This window comes from Bradyrhizobium sp. USDA 3364, assembly GCF_054056355.1.
The window spans coordinates 3,074,919-3,101,614 of sequence record NZ_JBSRYG010000002.1 but is presented as its reverse complement, the minus strand read 5'-3'; the positions used below and the strand labels follow the sequence as shown (position 1 = coordinate 3,101,614).

General features: G+C 64.3%; 26 protein-coding genes and 1 pseudogene. 8 read left to right on the top strand and 19 right to left on the bottom strand.

All coding sequences use genetic code 11. The features are described 5' to 3' along the window. Nucleotides 1-186 precede the first annotated feature (186 nt). Nucleotides 187-669, bottom strand: a complete 483-nt coding sequence (locus ACVILL_RS14510; RefSeq protein WP_456729666.1) for a GFA family protein — start codon at nucleotides 667-669, stop codon at nucleotides 187-189. 165 nt (nucleotides 670-834) lie between these two features. On the opposite strand from ACVILL_RS14510, the gene ACVILL_RS14505 reads away from it, so the two are divergent. Beyond that, complete coding sequence (locus ACVILL_RS14505; protein WP_456729665.1) at nucleotides 835-1,209, top strand: nuclear transport factor 2 family protein; 375 nt, start codon at nucleotides 835-837, stop codon at nucleotides 1,207-1,209. Nucleotides 1,210-1,466: 257 nt separating this feature from the next. Further along, complete coding sequence (locus ACVILL_RS14500; RefSeq protein WP_456729664.1) at nucleotides 1,467-3,074, top strand: Na+/H+ antiporter; 1,608 nt, start codon at nucleotides 1,467-1,469, stop codon at nucleotides 3,072-3,074. Nucleotides 3,075-3,272: 198 nt separating this feature from the next. Here ACVILL_RS14500 and ACVILL_RS14495 read toward each other — a convergent pair whose 3' ends face one another. The 6 genes from ACVILL_RS14495 to ispG form a co-directional block, all read right to left on the bottom strand. Beyond that, nucleotides 3,273-4,613, bottom strand: a complete 1,341-nt coding sequence (locus ACVILL_RS14495; protein ID WP_456729663.1) for a Rieske 2Fe-2S domain-containing protein — start codon at nucleotides 4,611-4,613, stop codon at nucleotides 3,273-3,275. Nucleotides 4,614-4,708: 95 nt separating this feature from the next. Next, nucleotides 4,709-5,272 carry a DsrE family protein gene (locus tag ACVILL_RS14490; RefSeq protein WP_456729662.1) on the bottom strand — a complete coding sequence of 188 codons (564 nt, stop codon included), beginning with the start codon at nucleotides 5,270-5,272 and terminating at the stop codon, nucleotides 4,709-4,711. 74 nt (nucleotides 5,273-5,346) lie between these two features. Further along, nucleotides 5,347-5,970 carry a hypothetical protein gene (locus ACVILL_RS14485; RefSeq protein ID WP_456729661.1) on the bottom strand — a complete coding sequence of 208 codons (624 nt, stop codon included), beginning with the start codon at nucleotides 5,968-5,970 and terminating at the stop codon, nucleotides 5,347-5,349. Beyond that, nucleotides 5,967-6,986 carry a TAXI family TRAP transporter solute-binding subunit gene (locus ACVILL_RS14480; protein ID WP_456729660.1) on the bottom strand — a complete coding sequence of 340 codons (1,020 nt, stop codon included), beginning with the start codon at nucleotides 6,984-6,986 and terminating at the stop codon, nucleotides 5,967-5,969. Before ACVILL_RS14480 ends, ACVILL_RS14485 begins: the two co-directional genes overlap by 4 nt. A 600-nt stretch (nucleotides 6,987-7,586) precedes the next feature. Beyond that, nucleotides 7,587-8,480, bottom strand: a complete 894-nt coding sequence (locus ACVILL_RS14475; protein WP_456729659.1) for a TauD/TfdA dioxygenase family protein — start codon at nucleotides 8,478-8,480, stop codon at nucleotides 7,587-7,589. 521 nt (nucleotides 8,481-9,001) lie between these two features. Continuing rightward, the gene (gene ispG, locus ACVILL_RS14470) at nucleotides 9,002-10,291 is read right to left on the bottom strand and encodes a flavodoxin-dependent (E)-4-hydroxy-3-methylbut-2-enyl-diphosphate synthase (protein ID WP_456729658.1); all 1,290 of its coding nucleotides are present in this window, start codon (nucleotides 10,289-10,291) and stop codon (nucleotides 9,002-9,004) included. 259 nt (nucleotides 10,292-10,550) lie between these two features. On the opposite strand from ispG, the gene ACVILL_RS14465 reads away from it, so the two are divergent. Beyond that, complete coding sequence (locus ACVILL_RS14465) at nucleotides 10,551-11,426, top strand: sulfurtransferase (protein ID WP_456729657.1); 876 nt, start codon at nucleotides 10,551-10,553, stop codon at nucleotides 11,424-11,426. Between the two features lie 160 nt (nucleotides 11,427-11,586). Here ACVILL_RS14465 and ACVILL_RS14460 read toward each other — a convergent pair whose 3' ends face one another. From ACVILL_RS14460 to ACVILL_RS14450, 3 genes are all read right to left on the bottom strand, one after another. Continuing rightward, the gene (locus tag ACVILL_RS14460) at nucleotides 11,587-11,775 is read right to left on the bottom strand and encodes a hypothetical protein (RefSeq protein WP_456729656.1); all 189 of its coding nucleotides are present in this window, start codon (nucleotides 11,773-11,775) and stop codon (nucleotides 11,587-11,589) included. A 154-nt stretch (nucleotides 11,776-11,929) separates the two neighbouring features. Further along, complete coding sequence (locus ACVILL_RS14455; protein WP_456729655.1) at nucleotides 11,930-12,886, bottom strand: DMT family transporter; 957 nt, start codon at nucleotides 12,884-12,886, stop codon at nucleotides 11,930-11,932. Nucleotides 12,887-13,044: 158 nt separating this feature from the next. Then, complete coding sequence (locus ACVILL_RS14450; RefSeq protein WP_456729654.1) at nucleotides 13,045-13,530, bottom strand: Fur family transcriptional regulator; 486 nt, start codon at nucleotides 13,528-13,530, stop codon at nucleotides 13,045-13,047. A gap of 166 nt (nucleotides 13,531-13,696) precedes the next feature. Here ACVILL_RS14450 and ACVILL_RS14445 point away from each other — a divergent pair, with 166 nt between their 5' ends. The 4 genes from ACVILL_RS14445 (at nucleotide 13,697) to ACVILL_RS14430 (ending at nucleotide 18,472) form a co-directional block, all read left to right on the top strand. Then, complete coding sequence (locus ACVILL_RS14445) at nucleotides 13,697-14,176, top strand: MarR family winged helix-turn-helix transcriptional regulator (RefSeq protein WP_456729653.1); 480 nt, start codon at nucleotides 13,697-13,699, stop codon at nucleotides 14,174-14,176. Further along, on the top strand, nucleotides 14,169-15,338 hold the full coding sequence (locus tag ACVILL_RS14440) for an HlyD family secretion protein (RefSeq protein WP_456729652.1): 1,170 nt from the start codon (nucleotides 14,169-14,171) through the stop codon (nucleotides 15,336-15,338). Before ACVILL_RS14445 ends, ACVILL_RS14440 begins: the two co-directional genes overlap by 8 nt. A 6-nt stretch (nucleotides 15,339-15,344) precedes the next feature. Continuing rightward, complete coding sequence (locus tag ACVILL_RS14435) at nucleotides 15,345-16,901, top strand: MDR family MFS transporter (RefSeq protein ID WP_456729651.1); 1,557 nt, start codon at nucleotides 15,345-15,347, stop codon at nucleotides 16,899-16,901. A 260-nt stretch (nucleotides 16,902-17,161) separates the two neighbouring features. Next, the gene (locus ACVILL_RS14430) at nucleotides 17,162-18,472 is read left to right on the top strand and encodes an ABC transporter substrate-binding protein (protein ID WP_456729650.1); all 1,311 of its coding nucleotides are present in this window, start codon (nucleotides 17,162-17,164) and stop codon (nucleotides 18,470-18,472) included. A gap of 188 nt (nucleotides 18,473-18,660) precedes the next feature. On the opposite strand, the gene ACVILL_RS14425 is transcribed toward ACVILL_RS14430, so the two are convergent. The 9 genes and pseudogenes from ACVILL_RS14425 to ACVILL_RS14385 form a co-directional block, all read right to left on the bottom strand. Next, nucleotides 18,661-19,830, bottom strand: a complete 1,170-nt coding sequence (locus ACVILL_RS14425) for a Gfo/Idh/MocA family protein (protein WP_456729649.1) — start codon at nucleotides 19,828-19,830, stop codon at nucleotides 18,661-18,663. A 16-nt stretch (nucleotides 19,831-19,846) separates the two neighbouring features. Next, complete coding sequence (locus ACVILL_RS14420) at nucleotides 19,847-20,698, bottom strand: shikimate dehydrogenase (protein WP_456729648.1); 852 nt, start codon at nucleotides 20,696-20,698, stop codon at nucleotides 19,847-19,849. 17 nt (nucleotides 20,699-20,715) lie between these two features. Beyond that, nucleotides 20,716-21,180 carry an SRPBCC domain-containing protein gene (locus ACVILL_RS14415; protein ID WP_456729647.1) on the bottom strand — a complete coding sequence of 155 codons (465 nt, stop codon included), beginning with the start codon at nucleotides 21,178-21,180 and terminating at the stop codon, nucleotides 20,716-20,718. Nucleotides 21,181-21,191: 11 nt separating this feature from the next. Next, nucleotides 21,192-21,515: an ArsR/SmtB family transcription factor gene (locus ACVILL_RS14410; protein ID WP_456729646.1), complete on the bottom strand. Its 324-nt coding sequence runs from the start codon at nucleotides 21,513-21,515 to the stop codon at nucleotides 21,192-21,194. A 133-nt stretch (nucleotides 21,516-21,648) separates the two neighbouring features. After that, a complete protein-coding gene (gene pcaG / locus ACVILL_RS14405; protein WP_456729645.1) occupies nucleotides 21,649-22,251 on the bottom strand; it encodes a protocatechuate 3,4-dioxygenase subunit alpha in 603 nt (200 codons plus the stop codon). Beyond that, nucleotides 22,252-22,954, bottom strand: a pseudogene (gene pcaH, locus ACVILL_RS14400) (protocatechuate 3,4-dioxygenase subunit beta). Between the two features lie 38 nt (nucleotides 22,955-22,992). Continuing rightward, the gene (locus tag ACVILL_RS14395; RefSeq protein ID WP_279708638.1) at nucleotides 22,993-23,532 is read right to left on the bottom strand and encodes a 4-hydroxylaminobenzoate lyase; all 540 of its coding nucleotides are present in this window, start codon (nucleotides 23,530-23,532) and stop codon (nucleotides 22,993-22,995) included. A 14-nt stretch (nucleotides 23,533-23,546) separates the two neighbouring features. After that, a complete protein-coding gene (locus tag ACVILL_RS14390) occupies nucleotides 23,547-24,275 on the bottom strand; it encodes a nitroreductase (protein WP_456729644.1) in 729 nt (242 codons plus the stop codon). After that, entirely contained in the window at nucleotides 24,251-25,480 is a 1,230-nt protein-coding gene (locus tag ACVILL_RS14385; RefSeq protein WP_456729643.1) for an ABC transporter substrate-binding protein, read from the bottom strand. The genes ACVILL_RS14390 and ACVILL_RS14385 overlap by 25 nt, the downstream gene beginning before the upstream one ends. A 221-nt stretch (nucleotides 25,481-25,701) precedes the next feature. On the opposite strand from ACVILL_RS14385, the gene ACVILL_RS14380 reads away from it, so the two are divergent. Further along, nucleotides 25,702-26,679 carry a LysR family transcriptional regulator gene (locus ACVILL_RS14380; protein WP_456729642.1) on the top strand — a complete coding sequence of 326 codons (978 nt, stop codon included), beginning with the start codon at nucleotides 25,702-25,704 and terminating at the stop codon, nucleotides 26,677-26,679. Nucleotides 26,680-26,696 lie beyond the last annotated feature (17 nt).

Genomic DNA, 26,696 nt, shown 5'->3' with positions numbered 1-26,696 from the left:
ACACCCAAGGCCGCCTCCCAAAACAAGCCTTGAATCTGATTTGCCCTCAAAAGGGAATCCTTAGAGTCCACACCGCCTAGAGCATGATCCGGAAAAGTGGAAACCGGTTTTCCGAAAAGATCATGCTCAAACAAAGAGATGAGATCGTGATGCGTTTCCGTGGAAACGCATTACGATCTAGCGGATTTATTCCCCGCTCTGCGTCACATGCTCCTGATATTGCGGCAGGTCGTCCGATATCGCGTACCACGGCGCCTTGGAGCCGACGAAGATATGAGCGGTCGGCCGGATCGCCGGTGCATCGCGCAGCGTTCCCATCGTGACATGGACATAGGCGCCGTCGCGGACCTGCGAATAGAGCAGCGACCCGCAGCGGCCGCAATGCGCGTCATGGGTGACTTCATCGCCGTAGATCAGGAGACGGTCGGCGCCGCTGACGACCGCGAATTTGTCGCGCACGATTCCCGCGAACGGCTTGAATGCCGATCCCGTGGTGCGCCGGCAGTTCGAGCAGTGACAATTCAGCGCATAGGCAAACGCGTCGGCCACCTCGTAGCGCACGTCGCGGCAGAAGCATTCGCCGGTCAGGATACGAAGGTTCGAATTTGCGTTCGAATTTGCAGATGCGGTCACAACTTGCTCCTCACGCGAAATTTTGCCACCTGCCATGGCGCGATGCGGTGGTTCATGCATAAATTCTAGAGCCCTTTCCGTTCCGATTGAATCGGAACGGGGGCTCTGGATTCTTGTTTGACGCGTTTTCTTCACGCGAACCGGTACCCACTTCGCTCGAAAACGCTCCAGTAGACCAAAACCCTGCCGGGAGGACCACCAATGAGCCAAGATCGATCCACCGTCGAAGGCGTCGTGCAGACCTATTTCGACGGTCTCTACGAGAGCAATGCCGACAAGCTCGCCGAGGCCTTTCACCCGAGCGCCGATTTGCGCTGGGTCGAGAAGGGCGAGCTCAAGGTGCTGACCGTGCCGGACTGGCTCGCTCTGGTGCGCAAGCGCACCTCGGCGAAGGCCGAAGGCAAGCCGCGCGAGGATTTCATCGTCACCATCGACCGCTCCGACGACAACACCGCCTTCATCAAGGTGCGCTGCCAGCTGCCGCCGCGCTATTTCACCGACTATCTGGTGGCGATGAAGCTCGCCGACGGCTGGCAGATCGTCTCGAAGTCCTATCGCTACGACCTCAGGGACTGACGGACGGCCGCGCCGCATAGAGGCTTTGAAACTGACGTTTCCACATCGTCATGCCCGGCTTGTCCCGGGCATCCACGTCTTGTTTCCCAGTAAAGGAAGACGTGGATGGCCGGGCATAGGCGAGCGGAAGCGACGCCGTTCTTCGAACGGCTATGCCCGGCCATGACGGCGTCGATAAGGTCTGCTCACGCCATATGCGATCGCCCTGGGCCGGACCGCATTGACTGGCGCTGGTTTCCGGGCGAATTGAGCCCGTCATGGAAGCCAAGTTTCAGATTTTTCTCACTTTGCTCGGCGTGCTGGCGGGAACCGCCCTGGTTGCGCGGCGGACCGATATCGCGCCGGCGATCCTGCTGCTGCTGGTCGGCGTCGTGCTCGCCTTCGTGCCAGGCATGCCGTCGCTGGAACTGCCGCCCGAGCTCGTGCTGCTGGTGGTGCTGCCGCCGCTGATCTATTCGGCGAGCGTCGCCATGAGCTGGCGCGAGTTCAAGGCCAACCTGCGGCCGATCATCCTGCTCTCGGTCGGCTGCGTGATCTTCACCGCCTTCATGGTCGCGGCCGCGACCCACTATCTGATCGGCCTGCCCTGGAGCATCGGCTTCCTGTTAGGGGCCATCGTCGCGCCGCCCGACGTGGTCGCGCCGCTCGCGATCGCCCGCAAGCTCGGCATGCCCCGCCGCATCCTGGTGGTGCTCGAGGGCGAAGGGCTCGCCAACGACGCCACCGCGCTGATCCTCTACCGCTTCGCGCTGGCCGCCATCACCACCGGGTTGTTCTCGTTGCCGAAGGCGACCGGCACCTTCTTCGTCATCGTCGCCGGCGAGATCGCGTTCGGCACCGCAGTCGGCTGGCTCAGCCTGCGCGCCCGCCGCAGAGCCCGCGATCCGCAGGTCGAGATCACGCTGTCGCTGATCACGCCCTATCTCGCCTACTGGATTCCCGAGCATTTCGGCGGCAGCGGCGTGATCGCGACCGTCGCCTGCGGGCTCTATATGAGCTGGAACGGGCCGCTGCTGATCTCGGCCGCGACGCGCCTGCAGGGCATCTTCTTCTGGGACTTGATCATCTATCTGATCGAGGGCCTGCTGTTCTTGTTGACCGGCTTCCAGATGCGCTTGCTGTACGAGAAGTCGAAGTCGTTTCCGCTGCACGACATCCTCACCGCCACCGTGCTGGTCGCGGTCATCGTGATCGTGGCGCGCTTTCTCTGGGTGTTTCCCGGCACCTATCTGCCGCGCTGGATCAGCCGGCGGGTGCGCGACCGCGATCCGCTGCCGTCGTGGCGGGCGGTGTTCGTGGTCGCCTTCACCGGCGTGCGCGGCGCAGTGTCGCTCGCCGCGGCGCTGGCGCTGCCGCTGACATTGCCAAGCGGCGACGCCTTCCCGTATCGCGACCTGATCCTGTTCGTCGCCTTCGGCGTGATCTTCGTGACGCTGGTCGGGCTCGGCCTCGGACTGCCGCCGGTGGTGCGCTGGCTCGGCCTCGCCAAGGACGGACGCAGCGAGCATATCGCCGAGCACGAGCAGGAAATCACGGCACGGCGCGACGCGCTGAACGCCGCGCTGAAGTCGCTCGACGCCATCACCGACGACCGCGAGCTGTCCGACGAGGTGGTGAAGCTGCTGCGCTCGCGACACGAGATCCGCATCAACCAGCTGCCCGACGTGCTCGACCCCGACAAGCACGACGTCTCCGCCACCGGCACCGAGCTGACGCGGGAGCTGATCTCCTCCGAGCGAAAGTTCATCCATATGTTGCTGCGCGACGGCAAGATCACCGACGAGACCAGGCGCCGCATCGAGCGCGATCTGGATCTCGAGGAAGCGAGCCTGTCCAATCGCGAGTATCGGCGAATACCGCTCTAATACTACTGCGTCACAAGCCCCTCATGGTGAGGAGCGCGAAGCGCGTCTCGAACCATGAGGCCCGTTCCGTGGCCTACATCCTTCGAGACGCCCGCCCTGCGGGCTCCTCAGGATGAGGGGACAGGGCGTTCTGACGCAGTAGAGCTAACCCGATGTCGTCCCTGCGAAAGCATGCGAAAGCAGGGACGACGGCGAGGGTTACTCCGCCGCCGCGTTCTGCCCGGGACCGCCGACGAAGCCCGCGGGATCGCCGAACCGCTCGATCATCACGGCGGTCAGATCCTTGGTCTTGCTGGTGACGCAGGCGCCGGAACGCACGGCATAGCGATCCTGGTGCTGAACATGCGGCGGCGCCTCGCCCTTTTGCAGCGCGCGGGCCGCCTCCATCATCAGCTTGCGGAAATGCATGATGCCGAGATCGGTCGGGCCGAGATGCTCGCGGGTGCGGTCGGCGATCGGGCCCTGGCTGTCCTGCACCGCGGCGTCCTGCTCGGAGACGCCCTTGATGCCGGTGTAGCTCTTGGTCCGCTGCAGCTTGCGGTCGATCAGATAGTCGTTTGCCCTGTTGCGCAGCGGCACGTAGTTCTCGTCGACGACAGCCATCACGCCGTTGCCGTTGGCGTAACCTTCCCGCTCCGCCGCGGTCAGCGGCCGGTCGGGATTCCAGGCATAGGTGTAGATCCAGCAATTGGTGTCGGTGACCGGCACGAAGGTCTGGCCAAACATGTTCTCGCCCGGCATCGAGCTCGGCGCGTAGCTGTGGAACGGCATCAGGAACTGGGCGATGCGCCAGTAGATGTTGTCGGAGCCGGTGAGCCGTCCGCCCGCGACCGTGAGACCGGCGTCATGCGGATTGATCTTGATCACCGGCCGCGGATCTTCGGCGATCCAGCGCATGTGATCGGTCGCGACCCGGGTCAGCGGATTGACGAAATGCTTCTTGATGTCGAGGATCTCGTTCTCCTCCTTCTCGAAGGAGAGATGCGCGAAGGTGAAATGCGCGGTGTCGATCGAGCCTTCCACCGCCTGCACCCAGTTGCAGTCCTGCCATTTCTTGGTGACGAAGCGGTGCGAGGCCGGCAGCAGCGCCATCTCCAGCGCCGGCAATTCGGGCATCTGATCGGCGGGGCCCATATAGGCCCAGATCATGTCGCCCCATTCGCGCACCGGATAGGACTTGATGCGGATCAGGTCCTTCGCGTTGAGGTCCGGATACGACGTCGGCATGTCGACGCAGCGGCCGTCGGTGTCGAACTTCCAGCCGTGATAGACGCAGCGGATGCCGCATTCCTCATTGCGGCCGAGCCAGAGATTGGCGCCGCGATGCGGGCAGTATTGATCGATGACGCCGACCACGCCGCGCGTATCGCGGAACGCGAGCAGCTCTTCGCCCATGACAACGATCTTCTTCGGGTCGCTGTCCGGCTCCGGGAGCTCTTCGGACAGCAGCACCGGAATCCAGAACCGGCGCAGCAATTCACCCATCCCCGTTCCCGACCCCGCTTCGGTAAGGAACTTGTTGTCTTCGGCGCGAAGCATGGCGTTTCTCCGGGAGTTGTTCTTGATTTTCCCGGAGATTGGCGGAGCGGATGCGGCGCGTCAATGCGATTGCCGGCGCAAGCTGGCCCGCCGGTTCACGGCTTCACATAGGCCCAGCCCTTCTCCTGCAGTTCCATCACGCGCACGACGCCGGACTTCACGACTTCGGCCTGCTTGATGATCGGGATCGACTTGTTCTCGGCCTTCTGCATCTTCTCCTGGGTGTTGCCGCAGGCCTTGAACGACACTTCGGGCACGCTGAGGGCCATTTCCTCGATCCGCGCCTTCACCGGCGAGGTATCCTCGCGCAGCATGTGCAGGCCCGGGCCGAACGTGACCACCTCGATCTTCACCTTTTCACCGAGGCCCTTGTAATATTCGGTCACGTTCGTTGCGTTATTGAGCGTGAGATTCATGGCGGCAGGATCATTGGAATTCACCTGCAGGACCAGACGATGCTCCTTCCCTTTCGGCGCCGCCGCATCATGCATGCGCGCATATGCGGCGCGGTTGCGCATTTCGGCCCTGGCTCGCTGCCTTTCAGATTTCCGAACGTCGCTGGTCCGGGAGGTAGCGGACTGCTCGCCCGGCACCCAGTATTTTCCACCTTGCTCGGCCATCGCGAGTGGTGTGGAAGCCAGCACAGCGATGACAGCCATCGCAACAAATTTCGCAACAGATCCAAAATTGCACATCAAGCATCTCCATCTCGAAAAATCAGCGAACACACGTTTCAATTGCCGGGCCTCGCGACAGCGAGCGGCCATTTGCACGTCGCGGCCATCTTGGCGCGCATCGCGTCCAACCCCGCGAGCGAGAATGTTGCATCATGAGCAGCCCCAGCACCGCGTGAGAGGTGGACAGCGAGGACCGCTCTATCAGGAAGCGCCTGCAGCAACCGAACAACATCGCCCGCGACGGCGACGCCGGAACCGAGCGCCGGCACCGTTGCGGCGACCTGCACCGGCTGACCGTCATTGATGCGATAGGAAATCGCATAGCCGTCGCCCCGGCCCGAGATAGCGGGCCCCGCAAAGGACAATTCGGTCCGCCCAGCGCGGCACCGGATCGACAGCTTCATGGACGAATCGGCCGAATCGGATGTCGTTGCGGTGGCGATCGGCGAATAATCGACGGGAGACGTCGTCTCGCTGATCGTCCAGTTGTCGGCTCTCGACGCTTCGCGGCGCGCCGGGGCTGTGGCGCGCGACAGCTTGTCGAGGCACTCCAGTCGCGCTTCACGTTCAAGCTGGGAACAGGCGCGAAGCTGTGCCATGGGATCTTCCGTCCCCTGCGCCAGGGCAGCGCCGTTCATGACGGCGACCGCAGCAAGCAGCGGGACGGCGAGCCTGGTCATTGCGATGCCCGTGCCGTGGACGACGGACGATCGAGCCACGCCTGCGCGGCAGGAAAGCGCGTGAGGCCGGGCACCGTCGCTCCGAGGTTGATCGACTTCCACTTCGGGTCGAAGCCCGGCCCCTGCAGCTTGTCGATACGCGAGAACAGATGATCGACGAAACGTGCAACGCGCTCAAAACGGTTGCTGTTGGCCGGCCAATTGAAGGCAACCAGAGCGGTCGGTACGGCAATCGTGGCCACGCGATCACCCTGTTTGATCAGGTTTGGGTAGTCGGCTGCATCGAGAACTGCCGGCAGATAATAGTCCTCGAACTTGCTGTCATACGGGACCGGCAGGAACTTGAAACCCGCTTCAAACCGGCCTTTCACAAATGAATCGACCGGCTTCGAGGTAATGAAGACGACGGCGGCCATTTCACCTTTCCGCATCTGCTCGAGCGCGACCTGGTGCGGAATGAAGGTCTTCTCGACCTCGATGCCGAGGCGACTGAAGATCAGCGGACCCGAATAGGCTGCGGCCGTGCCCTGGTTGTTGAAGTTCACCTTCTTGCCGGCGAGGTCTTTCAGACTCTGAATCTCTGGCCGGACGAAGATATGCAACTCGGACGGAAACAGATTCAGGACATAGGCGATCCGTCGCTGGATGTCCGGGACCTGGCTCTTGTATTCCTCGAGTGCGTCGGAATTGATGATCGCCGCGTCGATACCGCGCAAATACAACAGCGAGTTCAGATTCTCCACGGCCCCTCGCGTCACCACCGGGAGAACGTGCAGATTGTCGCCATCATCGACCACGCGGGCCATCTCCGCGGCCAGGCGGATCGGCGCGCCCTCGAGCAGGCCGCCGGCGAGGCCCACGGTCCAGGCATTCATGGTCAGAACTTCAGGCTTGGGCTGGGGCGGTTCGGCCCGGATCAGGCGAGCCTTGGGAGGCTTGGCATGTTGCGGCTGCGCATCTGCCGGGAGAATCTGCAGCGCTGCGAGCAACGACACCAGGGCCGCAAGCAGGAACATTGGGCGCAATGCGGTAGACCTTCTCATCGACCAACTCCTTTGCACGACATTCCGTCGGCGCGTTCGTCCTGGCTGCGAAGACTGTTCAGCGCAGCGCCTCGAATCGCGCTTTGCCTGCTCGATTCCACCAGCCTCCGCACTCGCCCTGCCCTTCGGTCCGGCGGGACTGGCGCCATCCGCGCAGCTCGTCTTTGCTGATCCAAGTGGCAGGGAATTGCCCGCGATGCCGTTGGGCCACGCGGGATGCGTGGCCGGAACGCGGCACATCCAAACGACACTTCACCACCGGGATTGCTGCGAACCATCGGGGAGCCGCGGCACGCATCCTCCTCGGAGGAACTAGCACTTGATCCGACTTGACGCGCGGATCGGCACTCTCACAAGGCGCGTTCCCGACATCGTTTCGAATGACGGTGCTCTCATGTATCCGCGCGTCCAGTATCACCTGCCTCATGGTGATATCGCCCATCTTGATGCGGCATCATAGGGCGCGCGGGCTCACGGATGCTATGACCCGCAAGGATTACCCCTGACATTGCGGGGCTTTAGGCAGGGCTGACGTGTCGCGCTCGGCACGACGGCGCCAGGCAGACGCCGCCCTCACACCGGCCGCTCGCCCTTCACGGTCACGCGGGTGCCGGCGCGGGTGTGCGGCCAGTAGTCCCACATCGCGCGGTGCTGGGCGCAGCGGTTGTCCCAGAACGCGATCGCGTTCTCGGTCCAACGGAAGCGGCACTGGAACAGCGGGTTCTCGGCATGCTGGCAGAGATAGGCCAGCATGGCGTCGCTCTCGTCGCGCGGGACCCCGACGATGAAGCGAGTGAAGCCGCGGTTGACGTAGAGTGACTTCTTGCCGGTCACCGGATGGGTGCGGACCACCGGATGCTCGGCCCGGGGATATTCCCGTTTGTCGGCGACGCCATAGTTTGCGTAGAGGCCGCGGTAGGTCTGCTCGCCGTCATGCAGCGCGGTCAGCCCGTCGAGATAGGCCTTCATGCGGTCCGACAGCGCCTCATAGGCGGCGTACATGTTGGCGAACAGCGTGTCGCCGCCGCGCGGCGGGCACTGCTTGATGTAGAGGATCGAGCCCATCGGCGGCTCGATGTCGCAGGACACGTCGGTGTGCCAGCCCTCGCCATTGGCGCGTGGGCTGTCCTTGTCGGCATAGATCTTCATCAGCGCCGGATCGCCCTCATTAGGTGCCGCCGGATGCACGTGCAGGTCGCCGAACTTGCGGCCGAAGGCGAGATGCTGCTCAGGGCTGATGTGCTGGTCGCGGAAGAAGATGACGAGGTTTTCGGCGAGCGCGCGATGGATCTCGTCCATCTGGCGGTTGGAGCGCGCATCGTCGCCGACCAGCTTGCCGATATCGACCCCGGAGATCTCCGCGCCGATGATCGGCGTCAGCTTCTCGACGCCGATGGTCTCATAGGGCTCGCCCTCGTCGGCGAGGTGGCGGTAGCGCGGACCCTGCTTGCCGGACAGCGAGCTCATGGGTGTTCTCCCGATGGTTCTTGTTTTGACCATCGTAGCCCGGATGCAGCGAAGCGCAATCCGCGCCGCAAAACGTTTACAGCAATCTTCTTCCTTGCGTGCGTAGCGGCGCTAGAGCTTGAACAGGTGGCGTTGGAAGAGATTTAGGATCAGGCCGTCCTTGTATTGAGGTCAGCCGGTCATAAGCCAAACCACGCTCGCCATAAGCATAGCGAAGGACACCACCACAGCGCTGACTAAGGCGATTTCAACGCCGTCTATGCGATCATGATGATCCACCCGCATCCGGTGTCACCTCCCCGCGGGTCGAAAACCGACCCTGACTATTAACTTTTGGGGAGCGTTCAAGTTCCGGCGACTTGTGGCGTTTGCGCCATAGTACCACAGGGTTGTGTTTTGCGAAGGTAAGCAACCCACATCTCGCACCATAACCACCGGCTGTGGTTGAGGGTCCCGGCTCCCGTGCGCAATTGCGCACTAGGCCGGGACGACGGCGGAGTGTGGGGCACGAGCGGAGCGAACTACTCCGCGGCGCCCGCCTGCTCGGGCAGCTTGGCGCCGTTGCCGTAGCGCTGGTCGATATAGTCGATCACCAGCGCCTTGAAGTCGGCGGCGATGCCCGGACCGCGCAGGGTGCGGAACTTCTTGCCGTCGACGAACACGGGCGCGGCCGGCGCTTCGCCGGTGCCGGGCAGCGAGATGCCGATATTGGCGTGCTTGGATTCGCCGGGGCCGTTGACGATGCAGCCCATCACAGCGACGTTGAGCTGCTCGACACCCGGATACTTGGTCTTCCAGGCCGGCATCTCGTCGCGGATGAAATCCTGGATCGAGCGCGCCAGCTCCTGGAACGTGGTCGAGGTGGTGCGGCCGCAGCCGGGGCACGCCGCAACCAGCGGCACGAAGGTGCGGAAGCCCATGGTCTGCAGCAGTTCCTGCGCGACCTGCACTTCCAGCGTGCGGTCGCCGCCGGGCTCCGGCGTCAGCGAGATGCGGATGGTGTCGCCGATGCCCTGCTGCAGCAGGATGCCGAGCGCCGCCGAGGACGCCACGATGCCTTTCGAGCCCATGCCGGCCTCGGTGAGCCCGAGATGGATCGCGTAATCCGAGCGGCGGACGACTTCCTGATAGACCGCGATCAAATCCTGCACGGCGGAGACCTTCGCCGACAGGATGATCTTGTTCTTGGGCATGCCGAGCTCTTGCGCGCGGGCCGCCGACAGCAGCGCCGACTGCACCATCGCCTCGCGCGTCACCGCGCGGGCGTCGCGCGGATTCGGCGAGGCCGTGTTCTCGTCCATCAGCTTGGTGAGCAGCTCCTGGTCGAGCGAGCCCCAATTGGCGCCGATGCGCACCGGCTTGTTGTTCTTGTTCGCGATCTCGATGATGTCGGCGAACTGGGTGTCGCGCTTGTTCTTGAAGCCGACATTGCCGGGATTGATGCGATACTTGTCGAGCGCCTCGGCGCAGGCCGGGTACTCGGCGAGCAGCTTGTGGCCGATATAATGGAAGTCGCCGATCAGCGGCGTCGTGATACCGCGCTTGCGCAGGCCGTCACGGATGTGCGGCACGGCGGCGGCGGCCTCTTCGCGATCGACCGTGATGCGCACCATCTCGGAGCCGGCGCGGGAGAGCGCGGCAACCTGGGCGATGGTGCCGTCGACATCGGCAGTGTCGGTGTTGGTCATCGACTGCACGACGATCGGCGCGCCGCCACCGACGGCGACGTTGCCGACCATGACCTGGGTGGTTTGGTGCCGCGGCTGAGGACCTGCGACGTCGTCTTGCGGCAAAATCTCGGGCTTGTTCATGGCGTCTCGAATATCAGGTTTTGGTGACATTCACCAAGGGGGCGATGAGCCTAGCGCAGGGCGGGCCGAATGGTCATGTTTCGGTGTGAATTCAACAGCTTATGGCGCCGATTGAGGCCGAAAGCAAGCCATGCAGCGGCGTCCTGCATGACCAGCTATATTGGACCGAATTGGGGTGAATCAAAGGGCAAAGTGACAGCTTTTCATGTGATCCGGAGCATCTTAGCATTGCATTAAGAAACTGCCGGGAGGACGTGAAATGGCCGACCACAGCGAGCTCATCACCACGGCGGAACTCGCCGAGATCCTGACCCGGCCCGAGCTGCGGTTGTTCGACTGCACCACCTATCTGGAGCCGGCCCCCGCGGGCAGCGGCGTTCCCTATATCGTCGTCTCGGGCCGCCAGACCTTCGAGGCCGGCCACATCCCGGGCGCGAACTTCCTCGATTTGCAGGCCGAATTCTCCGATCCCCATACCAATCTGCGCTTCATGATGCCGCCGACAGCGCAGCTCGAGGCGGCCTTCGGCCGCCACGGCATCTCGGCCAGCAGCCGCGTGGTGCTCTATTCGATCGGCACCGCGATGTGGGCGACGCGGTTCTGGTGGATGCTGCGTTCGCTGGGCTTCGAGGGCGCCGCGGTGCTCGACGGCGGCATCGACAAATGGACCGCCGAGGGACGCGACATCGAGACCGGGCTTGCCGGAGGCTATCCACAGGCCGCGTTTGCGGCGCGGCCGAAGGACGGCATGTTCGTCGGCAAGCATGACGTGCTCGCCGCGACCACCGAGAGCGACACCGTGATCGTCAATGCGCTCGGCCCGCAATTCTACAAGGGGCTCGAGCCGAGCCGCTACGGCAGGCCCGGCCGCATCCCCGGCAGCGTCAGCGTGCCGGCGGCAACCCTGATCGACCCCAAGGGCAAGATGTTCGTGCCGCTCGCGGAGGCCGAGGCAACCTTCGCCGCGCAAGGCATCACCAAAGACAAGCGCGTCGTCGCCTATTGCGGCGGCGGCATCTCCGCGACCATCGACCTGTTCCAGTTGCATCGGCTCGGCTACGACAATCTCACGCTCTATGACGGCTCGATGGGCGAATGGGCGAAGGATGCGGAGTTGCCGATCGAGACGGGGTAACGGGGCTCTCTCCACGCGTCGTCCTGGCGAAAGCCAGGACCCATAACCACCGCATTTGCTTGCGAACGGGAACGCGGCCCCACACGACAACCGACATCTGGGGTAATGGGCCCTGGCATTCGCCAGGACGACGCTGAATGTTTGCCGCAGGAGCGCGCATTCAAGCCGGCTTCCTGACGATCTCGAAGCCTCTCGCCGCCAATTCCTTCAAAATGCTCTTTGCCAGATGGGAGCACTCATCGGGCTTGATCCAGCACGCGCTGCGCCAGTCCGGATCGTCCTCCTTGGAATATGCAGTGAACGCGGACCGGATTCCGGCTTCGATTGCATCGGTGGCATCGATCGGCATCGGCGTGCCTCCTCGGCTTCCCTCGCATGAGAGACTTCACGGAATATAGGAGGTGCTTTTGACCTAGATCAACACCGGACCACGGGTTGCTCTGTCGACACAAGCCATTGGATGACGCTGCGCCGATCCGCGCTGCGCTCTGCGCTCGCTCCAATCACGCCGGCACGTTCGGGTCCGGCGTCACCTTCGGGTCGGGCTTGTTGACGAGATAGAGGCCTGCGATCACGAACAGCGCGGCGACGCCGAACACCGGGGTCAGCGTGTCGTGCATGATGAAATAGGCCGCGACGACGCCGAACAGCGGCGTGACGAAGGTGAAGGCCGACAGCTTGCTCGCCGAATAGGTCTTCACCATCGCAAACCAGATCACGAAGGTGCAGCCGACCACCCAGACCGCTTGATAGGCAAGCAGCGAGATCGACAGCGCGCTCGGCACGTGTTCGATGCGCTCGCCGCCGATCCAGGCGGCGAGGCCGAGGATCGGGATCGAGATCGCGACCTGGTAGCCGAGCGCCTTTTCCGGCGCAGCCTTGCGCAGGCCGGTGCCCTTGGCGACCAGCGTGGTCGCCGCCCACAGCGCGCCCCCGCCGACCACCATGAGATCGCCGAACAGCACCTTGGCGTCGACATTGGGCTGCGGCACGCCGATCGCGAGCGCGACGCCGGCAAAGCTCAGCGCAAGCCCGCTCCATTGCACGGTCGAGAGACGCTCGCCGAGGAACTGGTGCGAGCCGAGCGCGACGAAGAACGGCGCGGTGTAGAGGAACACCGAGGCGCGCGAGGCCGAGGTGAAGACGAGCCCGGTGAAGATCAGCACGAATTCGCAGCCGAACATCAGGCCGGCGATGATGCCGGGCACCAGCGTGCCGTCGCGCTCGAAGAATTTGACGCCGCGCAGCCAGCCCACGATCAGCATCACCGGCAGCGCACCCGAGGAGCGGATCATCGCCTGCAACATCGGCGGCACGTCGGGAAGCGCGAGCTTGACCGCGAGCTGGTTGAAGCCCCAGCTCACGCACAGCATCAGCATCAATGCGATGGCGCCGGGCGGCAGCCCGTGGCCGACGCTGACGGGCCTGGTGACGCTGGCGGAGATCGCTTGGGTCGACATGTTTCCTCGCGGGCCGGCCTATCGGCCTGTTGTTGTTAGTATTTGCGCGTCGCCTGGCTCGTCATTGCGAGCGGAGCGAAGCAATCCATTTCGCCACTCGCCGAGGCATGGATTGCTTCGTCGCTTCGCTCCTCGCAATGACGGGGAAAGGGTGAAAATCATTTCTGGCAGTGCGCGCAGGTGCCGGCGATCTCGACCACGGAGAGTTTCGGGATGAAGCCCGAGGCCCGCGCCGCCGCGGTCAGGCTCTGCGCAACCGGCGCGGCGGGGATTTCGCCGACCGAGCCGCAATGGTCGCAGATCAAAAACGCCACCATCGAGGTCTCGTCATGGTCGTGCGCGCAGGCGAGGAAGGCGTTGCGGCTCTCGATGCGGTGGACGAGGCCGTTCTCCATCAGGAAGTCGAGCGCCCGGTAGACGGTAATCGGCGCCGGCCGGGGCATCGTCTTGGCCAGCTCGTCGATCACCTCATAGGCGCCGAGCGGGCGATGGCTCGACAGCAGCGCCTCGAGCACCTGACGCCGGATCGGGGTGAATTTCTGCCCGCGGCGCGCGCAGACCTGTTCGGCATGCGCCATCGCGTCCGCGGCGCAGCGGCCGTGATCGTGGTCGGGGGCGGGGAATGTCGGCTTGGCCAAGCTCATTGCCTCGATATGTAGCATTTTCGCGCCGGTTCCCATAGCCCGAGCCCAGACCAAGGACCTCGCCGCCATGCAGCCATGTGTGCAATGCGGAGCAGCCCTCCGTTAACCCGGCGTGCGGAAATCATAAGCAAGCTTATTATATTCCAAGCTTAGGGAGGTAGGATCGATGCGCGGTTCAGTGGACGCGAACTTCATGTTTACGCTGGGCGAGTTGTTCCGGCTGATCCGCGTCTACGCCGACAAGGAGGCCGCGCGCTACGGCATCACCCGTGCGCAATGGGCTGTCCTGTCCAAGGTGGAACGCCAGGAAGGGCTGAAGCAGACCGAGCTTGCCGAGCTGCTCGAGGTGCAGCCGATCACGCTGACCCGGCTGATCGACAAGCTCTGCGACAATGGCTGGATCGAGCGCCGTAGCGACGAGAACGACCGCCGCGTCAACCGCCTCTATCTGAAGAAGGCCGCGCGCCCGCTGCTCGGCAAGCTCGCCGGCCTGCGCTCCGAACTCACCGCGACCGCGCTCGAGGGCATCAGCCCCACCGATGCGCATCGCCTGCTCACTCAATTGGAATCGATCAAGGAAAACGTTCGCAATGCCATCCAAAGCCCAGCCGGCGAGCCCTCCCGAAAGGAACAGCGCTATGGCTGAACCCGTCCTGAAGCTTGCCCCCGAGCAGAAGAGCAATCCGGACGCGCCGGCGGGCAAAGCCAGCCGCGCGCCGCGCCGGCGCCTGATGGCGGGCCTGCGACGCTATCGCCGCACCCTGCTGCTCGTCGTGCTGCCGACCGTGGCTGCGATCGGCGGCGTCGTGTTCTATCTCAATGGCGGCCGCTATGTCGGCACCGACGATGCCTATGTCGGCGCACAGAAGGTGCTGATCACGCCGGAAATCTCCGGCAAGATCGACAAGATCGTCGTGAAGGAAGGCCAGCACGTCAAGAAGGGCGACGAGCTGTTCGAGATCGACCCGGTGCCGTTCCGCCTCGCAGTCGACCAGGCCAAGGCCGCGCTCGACCAGACCAGGACCACCTATGACAACCTGGTCGACAACATCAAGATCAACACCAGGATGCTGGAATTCGCCCAGCAGAGCATCGAACTGAAGAAGCGCGACGTCGATCGCAAGTCGACGCTCGCCAAGCAGAACTTCGGCTCGCAGCTCGACCTCGACAATGCGGCCAACGCGCAAGTGACCGCCGAGAGCCTGGCGCAATACATCAAGCAGCAGATCTCCAAGGACAAGACGCAGCTGCTCGGCGATGTCGAGCTGGCAATCGAGAAATTCCCGCCCTACGCCCAGGCCAAGGCCAAGCTCGACGACGCGCAGCGCAATCTCGACCACACCGTGCTGCGGGCGCCGATGGACGGCGTGGCGACCCAGGTCGACCAGATCCAGCTCGGCCGCTTCGTCACCGCTGGTGCGCCGGTGTTCTCGGTGATCGACGTCGACCATCCCTGGGTCGACGCCAATCCGAAGGAGAGCGACTTCACCTATGTCGCGGTCGGCCAGCCGGTTGAGCTCGACGTCGACGCGTTCCCGAACCATCAATTCAAGGGCAAGATCGGCTCGCTGTCGCCCGGCACCGGCGCGCAGTTCGCGATCCTGCCGCCGCAGAACGCCACCGGCAACTTCGTCAAGGTGGTGCAGCGCGTGCCGGTGCGGATCTATTTCGACGAGAACGATCCGTTCGTGAAGAAGCTGAAGGCCGGCATGAGCGTCTACGCGACGATCGACACCAACCACCGCCGCACGCTGGCCGGCCTGCTCGGGCTGCGCTCGGCCACTGCGCACCCGGATCATCAGGACTAAGACGCAATGAATGCACCGTCACCATCAGCCGTGCCCGGCATGCGCCGGAACATGGTGACGATCTGCGCGATGACCGCGACGATCATGCAGGCGCTCGACACCACGATCGCCAACGTCGCGCTGCCCTATATGCAGGGCTCGCTGTCGGCCTCGCAGGACCAGATCAACTGGGTGCTGACCTCCTACATCGTCGCGGCCGCGATCATGACCGCGCCGGTGGGCTGGATCGCCAACCGCTACGGCCGCAAGCGGATCTTCATCATCTGCTCGGCCGGCTTCACCATCGCCTCGGTGCTGTGCGGCCTGGCGCAGGACATCACCCAGATGGTGCTGTTCCGCCTGTTGCAGGGCGTGTTCGGCGCGGCCCTGGTGCCGCTGTCGCAGGCGGTGATGCTCGACTCCTACGCGCTGCATGAACGCGCCAAGGCGATGTCGATCTGGGGCATGGGCGTGATGATGGGCCCGATCATGGGCCCCTCGCTCGGCGCCTGGCTGACCGAGACCTATTCCTGGCACTGGGTGTTCTTCGTCAACCTGCCGTTCGGCGCCTTCACGGTGCTCGGCCTTGCGGTGTTCATGGACGAGACCAAGCAGGACCTCAATTTGCGCTTCGACTGGTTCGGTTTCACGGCGCTCGCGGTCTCGATCGGCGCGTTGCAGCTCGCGCTCGACCGCGGCGAGCAGCTCGGCTGGCTGGAATCCAACGAGATCATGATCGAGTTCATCGTCGCTGCGGTCGGCGCCTACTTCTTCTTCGCCCATTCGCTGACGACCAGCCGGCCGTTCATCCAGTTCGCGCTGTTCAAGGACAAGAATTTCCTCGGCGGCTGCGTCTTCATGACCGTGATGGGCCTCGTGCTGTATTCGACCATGGCGCTGTCCTCGCCCTATCTGCAGAACGTGATCGGCTATCCGATCATCACCGCGGGCCTCTTGTTGGCGAGCCGTGGCGTCGGCACCTTCGTCGCGATGATGCTGGTCGGCCGCCTGATGCGCTACATCGAGGCGCGCACGCTGATCATCTCCGGCCTCGGGCTGACCGCGGGGTCGCTGTTCCAGATGACCGGCTGGACCGACATGACGCAGGCGAACGAGATCATCGTCGTCAGCGTGATCCAGGGCTTTGGCTTCGGTCTCGTGTTCGTGCCGCTGTCGACGGTGGCGTTCCTGACGCTGCCGGGCCATCTGCGCACTGACGGCACCTCGATGCTGACGCTGCTGCGCAACGTCGCGAGCTCGGTCGGCATCTCGATCGTGATCGCGCAGCTCACGGAAGGCGGGCGGCGGATCTACGCCAAGCTGTCGGAGCAGATCAATCCGTTCAACCACGCGCTGCAGATGCCCGATGTCTCGGGCATGATCAACCTCAACACCGACGCCGGCCGCGCCATGGCCGACAGGATGGTGACGGCGCAGTCGCAGATCATCGCGTTCTCGCACGACTATCAGCTGGTGATGCTGTTCATCCTGGTCTCGATCCCGCTCGCGCTGATGATCGGCTCGACCAAGGCCGCGCTGCGCAAACAGTCGGCGCCGTCGGACCATGCCGCGGTGATGGAGTAGGTTGCGGCCCGTCCCCGACCCGTCATCCTGAGGAGGCCGCAACGCGGCCGTCTCGAAGGATCGACGGCCACCAGCGGGGCCGTGCATCCTTCGAGGCTCGCAAGAGCTCGCACCTCAGGATGACGGGTTTGAACTATGCGGCCCCTACCAACGAGTGAGAAACCGCCCCCGCAATCGCGTTGACTTTCCGGGGTCGCCTCCCAATACTCCCCGAAAAACAAACACCCGTCACACAACTGACGGTTTCAGGGGAGGACGCGATGCCGACTTCACGCAGGACGCTGCTGAAGACTTCAGCGGCTGCCGCCGCTGCTTTCAGCTTCGATTGGACACGCGCGCAGGCGCAGGCCGAGACGGTCCGGGTCGGTGTGATCTACGATTTGACCGGCCCGTTCGCCGCCGGCGGCTCGGTCGCCTCCTCGATCGGCACGCAGATCGCGATCGATCTCGTCAACGAGAAGGGCGGCGTCGGCGGCAAGTACAAGATCGCGCCCGTCAACGTTGATTCCCAGAGCAAGCCCGACGTGGCGATCAACGAGGCCAACCGGCTGATCGACCAGGAGAAGGTCGACATCCTCAACGGCGTGTTCGCGAGCTCGCACGCCGTGCCGCTCGCCGCCAAGGTCGAGCAACAGAAGCGCATCCTCTGGATCACGACCGCGGTCTCGACCGCCGTGTTCAAGGACAAGAACCTGCGCTACGTGTTCCGCGCGCAGATCCATTCCGATCAATACGGCCAGGCGTTCGGCGGCTTCCTCGGCGAGCACGCCAAGGCCAGGCTCGGCATGGAGCCGAAGGACGTCAAGGTCGCGCTGATCCATGAGGACGGCCCCTACGGCGTCGGCGTCGCGGCCGCCGACGAAACCTTCGCCAAGGAAGCCGGGCTGCAGGTCGTGCTCAAGGAAGGCTATTCGGCCTCCGCGCCCGACCTCTCGGTGCTGGTGACCAAGCTGAAGCGCGCCAAGGCCGACATCATCTCGCATGCCGGCTACAACCCCGACATCACGCTGTTCCTGCGCCAGGCCCGCGAGAGCGGGCTGAAATTCAAGATGCTGTTCGGCGCCGGAGCCGGCTACAGCCAGCTCGACAAGCTGCGTACGACGTTCGGCACCGACATCGACAATTTCTGCAACATCGATCCGGTGCCCGCGCAGCTGCTCGATCCCGCCAAGCTGGCGCCGGGGGTCGGCGACCTCACCAAGACCATGGTCGCGCGCTACCGCGAGAAGACCAGCGCGACCGAAGTGCCGCCGCACTGCTCGATGGGCTTCAACCAGACCTGGATCCTGCTCAACAACGTGCTGCCGGTCGCCAAGGAGAAGTATGGCGGCTTCGATCCCGAGGCGATCCGCAAGGCCGCGCTCGACGTCGACATCCCGCCGGGCGGCACCATCCAGGGCTATGGCGTGAAGTTCTATCCGCCGGATACCCCGATGTCCGGCCAGAACGAGCGCTCGACGCCAGTGGTGATGCAGAACGCCGGCGAGCGCATCACCGTGGTGTGGCCGACCAATATTCGCACCCAGGACCCGGTATTCCCGTTGCCGAAGGGCTCGGTGTACGGGGCGTAGGGTTGATCCTTGTCCCGGCTGGTTGGCAATCATCCCCGTCATCCTGAGGAGCCCGCACTTGCGGGCGTCTCGAAGGATCGACGGCCACCGGCCGGGCCGGGCATCCTTCGAGACGCGCTACGCGCTCCTCAGGATGACGGGTCCGGCGTGGCCACACGCGAGAAAGTAATCTCGCTGTTGCCGGCAACCTACAGCACCACCCGCCTGCCCTCGTCCGCGGCCCAATAGCCGGCGTAATTCACCTTCGTCGTCTCATACGCCAATGCGAGACCGGCGAGCGGCGCCCGGCCGGTTGCCACACACTCCATGAAGTCCTGGATCTCCTGCAGATAGCCGCGGGTCCATTCCTCTTCGAGGCAGACATATTGCCAGCCGGTTTTGCGATCGACCTTCTCGGTGATGTAGACCGACGCGAGCTTCTCCTCGGAGGTCTGGTAGCTGGTCAGATGTGTGTTCGGGGTGATGTTGGCGAACAGCGAGCCGCCTGACGTGTAGGTCTCGATCAGATTGCGCACGCCGCCCATGATCATGTCGCCGGAGAACACCGTGGCCTTGGTGCCGTCCGAGAAAGTCGCAGTCAGCGTGCCCCAATCCTCGACATCGACCGGATTGGCCTTGATGGTGGTGCGCTCCTCCGGCTTGAGGGAGGCCGTGACATTGCCGACGTCGCAGGTGACGCTCGCGACCGAAATGGTCTCGCCGCGGGCCCTGGCCTCGACCTGCTTGAGATAGAGCACCGCTGACAAGGGATGGCAGCCCATCCGGATCAGCGAGCCGCCGCCGGTCATCGCCCATTGCGCGGCGTGCGCGGCATGCGAGCCGGAATGGCTCTCCTCACCCTTCATGAACAGGATCTTGTCGCGCGTCGCGCGGATGATCTCCGCGGTCTTGGTCACCGCCGGTGCGTAGATCCAGTCCTCGGCATACATGAAGAGTTTTCCGGTTCGCTCGATCGCGGCGCGGGTCGCTTCCATCTCCTCCATCACGCGCTGATACATCAGCGCCTTCGGCACGTGCCTGCCGATCGGCTCTCTGTCACCCTCGCGGCCGAAATAGCCGCTGAACGGCTTTTCGCAGATCACGTGCTTGCCGGCTTGCATCGCGCCTACGATCATCGCGGCATGAAGGTTCGGTGGCGTGCAGATGTCGATGACATCGAGCTCGCGGTCAGCAACCAGCTCGGCGAAGCTGCGATAGGCGTTCGGGATCTGGTGCTTGCGGGCGAACTCATTGACATGATCGCCGCGCGCCGCGACCGCCCTCACCTCGACATCGACGCCATAGACGCGCCGGTAGGCGACCATGTGCAGCTCCGACACGAAGCCGCAGCCGGCCAGCCCGATCCTGATTTTTGTCATTATGTGTCTCCGCCCTTCAGGCGGGCGCAGAGTAGCGTGCGGCCATCACGGCGTCGAACGCATTTGCCATGACGGCATGCGATGGCGTCATCCCCGTGAACAGCTCGAAGGCATCGGCCGATGCGTTGATCGCGAGATCGCGGCCGGTCAGGACGCTGGCGCCTTTGGCTCTGGCCGCGGACAGCAGCGGCGTCCATAGCGGGGTGTAGACGGCGTCGGCGACCCACATCGCGGGATGCAGCAGCGCGTCCGGCACCGGCGTGTCGCGGCTCGGCAGCATGCCGACCGGCGTTGCGTTGACGAGGCCGGCGGCGCCTTCCGCCGCGACCTCGACGCTGGCGGCGTGACTAGCGTGATGATCTTGCAATTGAGCCGCAAGCTGCGCGGCCTTTGCCGCATCTGCGTCGAAGATCCGGAGCCCGGCAACACCGAGACCGGCGAGCGCGAAGGCGATCGCCTTGCCGACGCCGCCGGCACCGATCAGCGCGATCGGGCCGCGCGGCGCCGCGGCAAGCAGCGGTTCGATCGCGCGCGCAAAGCCCGTTGCGTCGGTGTTGTGCCCGACCAGAAGAGCCCCGTCGGCGACGATGCTGTTGACCGCGCCGATCGCGCGCGCATCCGGCGCGAGGTCATCGAGTAGATCGACCACCGCTTCCTTGTAGGGAAAGGTGACGTTGACGCCGGCAAAGCCGAGCCGCCGGACGCCCTCCAGCATCGCGCGCAGATCGTCGCGTCCGGCGCCCTTGACCTCGATGAGCTGGTAGTGACAGCGGACGCCGAGATCGGCGGCGGCCTGCTCGTGCATCGCAGGCGCCGCCGAATGCGCGATCGGATAGCCAATCAGACCGGTCAGGAATCGGTCGCGCATTGTCCCTCACATCGGCGTCAGCTCATGCGATCGAGCCGAGCATAGCTGTCTTCCATGCCGTGCTCCATGCCGGTCGCGAGCATCGCCGCGCGGGTCTCGGCATCCGGCAGCGTCATCCGCATGGTCATCACGGTGCCGTCGCCGTCGGGTGCGAAGCGGGTTTCGACATGATTGTTCGGCGTCGGGTCCGGCAGATGCATGCGCTCGACATGCACGATACGGCTGAACGGTTCGAGTTCGACGTACTCGCCGGTCAGATGAAAGCCGCCACCCCTGCCGTCGCTCCATTCGTAGCGGATCTTGCCGCCGGGCCTGAGCTCGCTGACGCAGACCGGCATGGTCCAGCCATCGGGACCGAGCAGCCACTTCTGCAACAGCTCCGGCTCGGTATGCGCGCGATACACCGCCTCGGGCGGCGCGACGAAGCGCCTGGTGACAACAACGTAGCGGTCGCCTTCGGTCTTCAGCGTCAACTTGCTCATGGAGATACCCTTCACTTCTCAGGCTTCATGGTGGCCAGCACTCCGTCCAGCCGGTCGTAATTGGTTTCCAGCGCGCGGCGCAGCATGCCGAGCCATTGATCGATCTCGGCGACCGCCGTGGGCGCGAGCCGGCACGGCCGCTTGGTGCCTTCAACGCGCCGGACGATCAGGCCCGCGCCCTCGAGCACCTTCAGATGGCGGGAGATCGCGGGCTGGGTCAGCTCGAATGGCTCGACCAGCTCCATGACAGTCGCCTCACCCAAGGCGAGGCGCGCCAGGATCGCCCGGCGGGTCGGGTCGGCGAGCGCCGAGAAGGCGGCATCGAGCTTGGCCATGCTTGATCTCGCATCGTTTATATAAATTATTTGTTATATAAACAGACATGCATGGTCAAGCAAAATCCGCTGCGGCGAAGGCACGCAGCGGATTTTGGCAGTTCTTTCAATGCCACCTGGCGCGGTCGCGGGGCTAGACGTCGAAGAACACCGTCTCGTTGTCGCCCTGGAGATGGACGTCGAACGTGTAGACGTTGCCCGCGCCGGCCTTGCGCCTGGCAATCAGGGTCGGGCGGCGGTCGGCCGGCACCAGCGCCAGTGTTGAGTCGGCGGCGTTGCCGGCTTCGTCGTCGAAATAGATCCGGGTGTAGAGGTGCAGCAGCATGCCGCGCGCGAACACCGCGAGCCCGATGTGCGGCGCCTGCGGCTTGCCGTCGGCATCCGGCACCGCGCCCGGCTTGATGGTGTCGAAGGCGTAACCGCCGCTCTTGTCGGTGCCGCAGCGGCCGAAGCCCTTGAACGAGGAGTTCGGCAGTGCCCGCGCATCCTGCGGATCGGAGAAGCGGCCCTGGCTGTCTGCCTGCCAGATCTCCAGCATGCAGTCCGCGATCACGGCGCCGTCGCCGTCATAGACCTTGCCCTCGACGCGGATGCGTTCGCCCGAGACGTCAGGGGTCAGCAAACTATTGGTGAAAGCGTCGTTCCACTCGTATTCGCCGTTCGGCGTCAGGCCATACTTGAAGTACGGGCCGACGGTCTGCGAGGGCGTGATTCCATCAGGACGCTGGTTCGACACTTACTTGGTCTCCATCGGCGTGGCGTTGCGGCCGCGCAGCACGATATCGAAGCGGTAGCACAGCGCCCAGTCCGGCTTGGTGTTGTCGAGGTCGAACGACGAGATCATCCGCGCCCGCGCCTTCTCATCCGTCACCGAGTTGAAGATCGGATCGAACGGAAACAAGGGATCGCCGGGGAAATACATCTGCGTCACCAGACGCGACACGAAAGAATGGCCGAACACCGAGAAGTGGATGTGGGCCGGCCGCCAGGCATTGTGGTGATTGCCCCAGGGATAGGCGCCGGGCTTGATGGTGATGAATTTGTAGTAACCGCTCGCATCGGATTGCGTGCGGCCGGCGCCGGTGAAGTTGGGATCGAGCGGCGCCGGATGCTGATCGACGACATGGATGTAGCGGGCCGCAGGCATTGGCCTGCCACAGCTCGACCAGCGTGTTCGGCACGCCGCGGCCGTCCTCGTCGCGCACGTGACCATGCACGATGATGCGCTCGCCGAGCGGCTCGCCCTTGGCCTGGATGGAGAGGTCGTTGTCGTGTGCGCGCACCGTCTCATGACCATAGACCGGACCGGTCAACTCCGAGAGCGTGTGCCGCAGCGGGATCAAAGGCTTCTGCGGCGACCGCTTGATCGCGCTCCGGTACGCCGGAGACAACCGCGCGGGGTGGACGCTGTTCGAAGCGACCGGGTAGATCAATGTCATGTGCTTGCTCCGGACAAAATGGGCGCACGCGCCCGGGGTCAGGCCGGCGCCTTGAAGTCGTAGGAGATGCGGCCGGCCGGCAGATAGAACAACGCGATGACCGCGCCGCCCCTGACTTCCGGATAATGCCGGCTGCCGGGATCCGGCGCCGTCCAGCCAGGGCCTTGCCAGCCCTGCAATCCCTTCAACTGGGCACCCTTGTCGAGGGGAACGACGAGGTTGAGCTCGCCATAGGGATGGCCATGATACTGCCCGCGCAGCACGTCATGATCGTCCTCATCCTTGAAGCGGCGCGGATCGGTGCTGTTCATGTAGACCGCGGTGATGCTGAACTGGAACGTCTCGGGGACCGGCTCGAGGATGCGGCTGCGCCGATAGTTCGGGCCTTCCACCTCCTGGTTCGCCGCCCAACCCTCCTCGACGCCCATTTTGATGAGACGGGCGAGATCCTGGTAGAGCGCGCTGGTCTCGCCATAGGTCTCGTTGAGCCATCGCTCCATCGCCGCGCTCGGCGTCATGTCCTTGACTTCGCGCAGAAACGGAATGCTGCGTTCGATCAGCTGTTCACGGCTTCCCATGATTGTCTCCTGTTCTAGTTGTCAAAGCCCTTGAAGGAGGCGAACGCCTCCAGATCCGCACGCGGCATCAGCCGCGCTTTCCCGCGCTCCCTGGGATGACCCATCGAGATCCCGCAAGCCACCATCTGCTCCGCCGGGATCGACAGGCGAGGCCGCAAGATCCGGTGGAACCTGGCGAAGGTTTCCTGCGGACAGGATTGCAGCCCGCGTCCGACCGCCGCCAGCATCACGTTCTGGATGAACATGCCGAGATCGAGCCAGCTTCCCATCGCGAGCCGCCGATCGATGGTGACGATCAATCCGACCGGGGCACCGAAGAACGCGAAGTTCTTCGCGGTCTGCCGGCTCCGCGCGGCAGCGTCGCTCTGCGCGATACCGAGCGAGTCATAGAACAATCGGCCGAACTGCTGGCGGCGGCCGAGATACGGCTCGGGAAACTCGCTGGCATAGTATTGATACTCGGAGACGTGCTCGCCCGGCTCCGTCTCATACGCGTGCAGCAGCGCGGCCGACACCTCGGTCTTGACGGCGCCCGCGAGCACGTAGACATGCCAGGGCTGGATGTTTGCGCCGCTCGGCGCGAACCGCGCCACGCGCAGGATCTGCTCGATGGTCGAGCGCGGCACCGGGACGCCGGAGAACTCGCGGCACGAGAGCCGGCCGGCGATCACCTCGTCGATCGGATTGCGTGCAATTTCGCACCCCGCAGCTTGATCGATCACGATTTCTTCACGAGCGAGCATCCGCCGTCCTCCATCGGCTTGAAGGCTTCTTCGCCTGGGATCGTCGCCAGCAACTGGTAATAGTCGAACTGGTATTTCGACTCCTCCGGCGACTTGACCCGGAACAGATACATGTCGCGGACCAGCCGGCCGTCCTGGCGGATCTTGCCGTTGCGGGTCATGAAGTCGTTCACCGGCAGTTCGCGCATCCTGGCGGCGACAACAGGTCCGTCGAGCGTGCCAGCGGCTTCGACCGCCTTGAGGTAGTGCATGACCGCGCCATAGGTGCCGGCATGGATCATGGTCGGCACCTTCTTGGTCTTCTCGATGAAGCGCTTCGACCAGGCGCGCGTCTCGTCGTTGAGGTCCCAGTAGAAGGCCGAGCTCAGCATCAGGCCTTGCGCGCTAGATAGCCCGAGGCTGTGAATGTCGGCGATGAAGACGATCAGGCCGGCAAGCTTCTGGGTGCGCGTCACGCCGAATTCGCCGGCCTGCTTGACCGCGTTGATGAAGTCGCCGCCGGCATCGGCGAGCGCGATCACGTCCGCCTTGGAGGCTTGCGCCCGCAGCAGGAAGGACGAGAAGTCCGGCGTGTTGATCGGATGCTTCACCGCGCCGACCACCTTGCCGCCGGTGGCATCGATCACCTTGCGGCTGTCGGCCTCGAGCTGCGCGCCGAGCGAATAGTCGGCCGAAAGGAAAAACCAGGATTTGGCGCCGAGACGCGAGATCGCTCGCGTCGTGCCCTGCGACAGCGCGTAGGTGTCGTAGGTCCAGTGGATGCCGGTCGGCGAGCATTCGTCGCCGGTCAGCCGGGACGTGGCCGCGCCGGTGGCGAGAAACAGCTTCTTCTTGTCGCGGGTGATGCCCTGCACGGCCAGCGCGACGGCGGAATTCGGGACATCGAGGATCGCCTCGACGTTGTCGTTCTCCAGCCACCGCCGGGCGATCGTTGCGCCGATGTCGGCCTTGTTCTGGTGATCCCCCGCGATGATCTCGATCGGGTGGCCCAGCACCCTGCCCTTGAAATCGTCCACCGCCATCTGCGCCGCGACGACCGAGCCCTGGCCGCCATTGTCGGCATAGAGCGACGACATATCGGTCAGAACACCGAGCCTGACCGGCCCGTTCTGCGCAACCGCCGACGTCGCGAGCGTCATGAACGCCAGCGCCAATCCGAGCGACCCGCGCACACCACCATGGTTCGATTTCACCGAGGCATTCATCTGTTGTTTCCTCCCAACCCGGCGGCCGCAATCTTGGCCAGAACGCGGGATTGCGGAAGTGAAAGTCTTGCAGGGTGATCCTGAACCGGCTTCAGAACGCCGGCGGTGGTGATGCGGCTCGAAAAATCCGATCGGTTGCATCAGCCGCGCGCCTGGCCTTAACTGCGTGCGATCGCAGAATTTGCAGAGGCGTGCGATCCGCAACCGACGGGACTCTCATCGTGTCCGTTTCCTTCAAGACATTGGATTTGAACCTGCTCAAGGTGTTCGACGCCGTCATGGAGGAGCGCAGCGTGCTGCGCGCCAGCCAGAAGGTCGCGCTGAGCCAGTCTGCCGTGAGCCACTCGCTGGCGCGGCTGCGTGAGATGCTGGATGACGAGCTGTTCGTCCGCACCGCCACCGGCATGCAGCCGACGGCGCGCGCGCTGACGATGGCGCCGCAGGTCCGCCAGGCGCTGCGATCGCTGGAGGCCGCGGTCGAGTTGCCGACCTTCGCGCCGGCGAAATCCACCAAGCCGTTCACACTGGCGGCCAACGACTTCACAACGATGGTGCTGGCGCCGCCGTTGCTGAAGATCCTGAGCCGTGAGGCGCCGGCGATCGACCTGACCATCAAGCCGGTGACGCGGATCGATCTTGCCGAGCAGATCGACCTCGGCCGCATCGACGTCGCGATCGGCGTGTTCTCGTCGCCGCCGAGCCGCTTCCGCACGGCGCTGCTGTTCGAATATGACGATGTGCTGATCGCCGGCAAAAAGCGCAAGCTCGGCCGGCTCGACAACGCGAAGCTCGCGACTTTGCCGCTGGTCGTCGTGTCCTTTGGTGGCGAGCAGGAAGGTGCCATCGGCGGCTTCATCTCCGAGCGCGGGCTTGCCCGGCGGTCGGAGATGTACGACCGTCCCGCGCTCGAACGTGCACTGTCCGAGAGCGACCGGCCGCCACGGATCGCGGTCTCGTTGCCGCACTTCCTCGCGCTACCCGCACTGCTGATCGACTCCGAGCTGGCGGCGATCGTTCCGCGGCCGCTGGCGCGCGCGCTCGGAGAGGCGCATGCGATCACGACCTACGAACTGCCCTACACCACGACGCCCGTGGAAGTCCGGCTGCTGTGGCATGAACGCGTCGAGGACGAGCCGTCGCACGAATGGCTTCACGAGGTGCTCCGGCGCGCCACCGAGGATCTGCGGCGCGGCGGCTAGCGGCCGGCCGCCTCCCT

Excerpts from the sequence above, each read along its gene's own strand:
- ACVILL_RS14420 (WP_456729648.1), bottom strand. The coding sequence starts at position 20,698 with ATGCGCGACCGATTCCTGACCGGTCTGATTGGCTATCCGATCGCGCAT.
- ACVILL_RS14465 (WP_456729657.1), top strand. The coding sequence starts at position 10,551 with ATGGCCGACCACAGCGAGCTCATCACCACGGCGGAACTCGCCGAGATC.
- ACVILL_RS14425 (WP_456729649.1), bottom strand. The coding sequence starts at position 19,830 with ATGACAAAAATCAGGATCGGGCTGGCCGGCTGCGGCTTCGTGTCGGAG.
- ACVILL_RS14485 (WP_456729661.1), bottom strand. The coding sequence starts at position 5,970 with ATGACCAGGCTCGCCGTCCCGCTGCTTGCTGCGGTCGCCGTCATGAAC.
- ACVILL_RS14490 (WP_456729662.1), bottom strand. The coding sequence starts at position 5,272 with ATGGCTGTCATCGCTGTGCTGGCTTCCACACCACTCGCGATGGCCGAG.
- ACVILL_RS14385 (WP_456729643.1), bottom strand. The coding sequence starts at position 25,480 with ATGAATGCCTCGGTGAAATCGAACCATGGTGGTGTGCGCGGGTCGCTC.
- ACVILL_RS14460 (WP_456729656.1), bottom strand. The coding sequence starts at position 11,775 with ATGCCGATCGATGCCACCGATGCAATCGAAGCCGGAATCCGGTCCGCG.
- ACVILL_RS14455 (WP_456729655.1), bottom strand. The coding sequence starts at position 12,886 with ATGTCGACCCAAGCGATCTCCGCCAGCGTCACCAGGCCCGTCAGCGTC.
- ACVILL_RS14415 (WP_456729647.1), bottom strand. The coding sequence starts at position 21,180 with ATGAGCAAGTTGACGCTGAAGACCGAAGGCGACCGCTACGTTGTTGTC.
- ACVILL_RS14395 (WP_279708638.1), bottom strand. The coding sequence starts at position 23,532 with ATGGGAAGCCGTGAACAGCTGATCGAACGCAGCATTCCGTTTCTGCGC.
- ACVILL_RS14435 (WP_456729651.1), top strand. The coding sequence starts at position 15,345 with ATGAATGCACCGTCACCATCAGCCGTGCCCGGCATGCGCCGGAACATG.
- ACVILL_RS14450 (WP_456729654.1), bottom strand. The coding sequence starts at position 13,530 with ATGAGCTTGGCCAAGCCGACATTCCCCGCCCCCGACCACGATCACGGC.
- ACVILL_RS14510 (WP_456729666.1), bottom strand. The coding sequence starts at position 669 with ATGGCAGGTGGCAAAATTTCGCGTGAGGAGCAAGTTGTGACCGCATCT.
- ACVILL_RS14480 (WP_456729660.1), bottom strand. The coding sequence starts at position 6,986 with ATGTTCCTGCTTGCGGCCCTGGTGTCGTTGCTCGCAGCGCTGCAGATT.
- ACVILL_RS14445 (WP_456729653.1), top strand. The coding sequence starts at position 13,697 with ATGCGCGGTTCAGTGGACGCGAACTTCATGTTTACGCTGGGCGAGTTG.
- ACVILL_RS14500 (WP_456729664.1), top strand. The coding sequence starts at position 1,467 with ATGGAAGCCAAGTTTCAGATTTTTCTCACTTTGCTCGGCGTGCTGGCG.
- ACVILL_RS14505 (WP_456729665.1), top strand. The coding sequence starts at position 835 with ATGAGCCAAGATCGATCCACCGTCGAAGGCGTCGTGCAGACCTATTTC.
- ACVILL_RS14495 (WP_456729663.1), bottom strand. The coding sequence starts at position 4,613 with ATGCTTCGCGCCGAAGACAACAAGTTCCTTACCGAAGCGGGGTCGGGA.
- ACVILL_RS14430 (WP_456729650.1), top strand. The coding sequence starts at position 17,162 with ATGCCGACTTCACGCAGGACGCTGCTGAAGACTTCAGCGGCTGCCGCC.
- ispG (WP_456729658.1), bottom strand. The coding sequence starts at position 10,291 with ATGAACAAGCCCGAGATTTTGCCGCAAGACGACGTCGCAGGTCCTCAG.
- ACVILL_RS14410 (WP_456729646.1), bottom strand. The coding sequence starts at position 21,515 with ATGGCCAAGCTCGATGCCGCCTTCTCGGCGCTCGCCGACCCGACCCGC.
- ACVILL_RS14440 (WP_456729652.1), top strand. The coding sequence starts at position 14,169 with ATGGCTGAACCCGTCCTGAAGCTTGCCCCCGAGCAGAAGAGCAATCCG.
- ACVILL_RS14390 (WP_456729644.1), bottom strand. The coding sequence starts at position 24,275 with ATGCTCGCTCGTGAAGAAATCGTGATCGATCAAGCTGCGGGGTGCGAA.
- ACVILL_RS14475 (WP_456729659.1), bottom strand. The coding sequence starts at position 8,480 with ATGAGCTCGCTGTCCGGCAAGCAGGGTCCGCGCTACCGCCACCTCGCC.